Source organism: Brevibacillus borstelensis, from assembly GCF_003710865.1.
GTDB lineage: Bacteria > Bacillota > Bacilli > Brevibacillales > Brevibacillaceae > Brevibacillus > Brevibacillus borstelensis.
The window spans coordinates 1-1,834 of sequence record NZ_RHHO01000081.1 but is presented as its reverse complement, the minus strand read 5'-3'; the positions used below and the strand labels follow the sequence as shown (position 1 = coordinate 1,834).

Genomic DNA, 1,834 nt, shown 5'->3' with positions numbered 1-1,834 from the left:
CAAAATATTTTACAGACTCGATCACTTCAATCAGTAACGGAATGAAAGACATATCCCAACCCCCTTTTCGTCGAGATGACATCCTCAAGCCCCAATTCCCTCAGCTTTCCCTTTATTCTGGACATATTGACATTGAGCGTATTTTCCGCCACGAAGGTGTTATAATCGGTCAGCACATCAAACAGATCATCTCTGCTCACCAGTTTCCCTCTGTTTTGCATCAATAATTTGATGATTTTATACTCATTCTTCGAAAGCTCTACGGTTTGATTTTCATACTGCAGCTTTAAACTGTCCTCCAGCAGCACCAGCTTCCCCTCTTCGATCCTGACCCCATCCGAGTATTGCATGGATCTCCGCAAGGCCGCGTTAATTTTGGCCATAAGAATCCCGACACTAAACGGTTTGGTGATATAGTCATCCGCCCCTAGCTCCATTCCTCTGATTTGTTCTCCTTCTTCATTCCTGGCGGATACTATGATGATCGGTACGGCGTGGGTTTTCCTGATTTGTTTCAAGTAATAAAAACCATCAAACGTCGGCAAATTGATATCCAGAATGATCAGATGAGGTTCTACCCGGTCAACTGTTTCCACGACCCGCTCAAAATCCCCGACAATGAAAACTTCATAATCGTATGCGGTCAAATATTGCTTGATATATTTGATCAGCTTCACATCGTCTTCTATTAAAAGTATCTTCATCGCTTGCCTCCCGAATCAGGATTGTTGGATGCATCGCTTTTTGCTTTGCATGCCGTGGCCTGCATACATTATATCCCTTCCTTTTTTCAGGGCGAAACCGGGAGAGTCTCTTCAGCTAAGACCAGGGGCATTTATGTGCGGATATCACCGAGAGGTATCCGACTACAGCAAAACCCGGAAAACTCCAATACCATGTAATATTTACAGCTTTGCTTGGTAAAGGAGAGTGAGGACTTCTTGGCAAAACGAAAGAAGATCATCGTCCGGATTGCCTTTAACTCCAAAAAGCTAAAGTACAACCGCAAGAAGAGATTTACGACGAAATGGATTAAAAGCCGGATGAAAATATTTATGCGGTATACGCGGAGAAGTTTGCAAAGACAGACCAATCAAGGCTTTGTCGCTCTCGTGGAGTATGAGGACCGCTCCCGAAGGAAAATAAAAAAAGAGCTGCGCAAGTACAGCAAGCTCCCTAAAAATATCAAATTCATCCCCAAAAGCAAGTACCAGAAAAGTATCAGGAAGCGCCTCAAGGGCTATCATTATTTGTATTTGGTGCGGTTGGATTCAGACGATTTGTACCGCCGAAGCTATATCCAGCAGCTCAAGAATCACCGCAGAAGAAAGGGAACGTCCGCGGTGATCAACCAATTTGGCTACATGTATGACTCGAAAAAGAAGCGAATTGCGCCGATGTATGCAAAGTCGCCGGCATTCTATACGTTAATCTATAAAGTAAAAGATTATTTGAAAGGAAAACGGTATCGGCTTGCCGGGGGACATCCCGCCGTCATCCGCCTGCGCCACGACAAATTGCGTCTGCGCAACTATGTACACGTCATCCACTCGGGCAATACCACAAGCAAATTTCGTTCAAAGCGGAACAAGGTCATCAACAAAAGACGTATTGTAAAAAATCGGCGCCAGGTCAAAAGGATCCTCTCGTCTTTTATGTAAAAAGGACCTTCTCATCGTGTTATCTTAATCGAGTAGGAGGGGGCGACTAACCCCCGTCCTCTCACACCACCGTACGTACCGTTCGGTATACGGCGGTTCACCAAGCTTGACGAATTTGAGAATATCGTTGCACTAAGCTTTTCAGCCCTTGTTGTTGCCAGTAGGCAATGCCG

At 44.9% G+C, this 1,834-nt stretch carries 2 protein-coding genes; one reads left to right on the top strand and one right to left on the bottom strand.

Going from position 1 to position 1,834, the window contains the following annotated elements:
- Nucleotides 1-26: 26 nt before the first annotated feature.
- Entirely contained in the window at nucleotides 27-704 is a 678-nt protein-coding gene (locus EDM54_RS25680) for a response regulator transcription factor (RefSeq protein WP_024984230.1), read from the bottom strand.
- A 237-nt stretch (nucleotides 705-941) separates the two neighbouring features.
- Here EDM54_RS25680 and EDM54_RS25675 point away from each other — a divergent pair, with 237 nt between their 5' ends.
- Entirely contained in the window at nucleotides 942-1,661 is a 720-nt protein-coding gene (locus tag EDM54_RS25675; RefSeq protein WP_003393058.1) for a glycosyltransferase family A protein, read from the top strand.
- Nucleotides 1,662-1,834: the final 173 nt, after the last annotated feature.

Bases quoted from the DNA above. Each gene is read 5' to 3' on its own strand.
- EDM54_RS25680 (WP_024984230.1), bottom strand. From the start codon at position 704: ATGAAGATACTTTTAATAGAAGACGATGTGAAGCTGATCAAATATATC.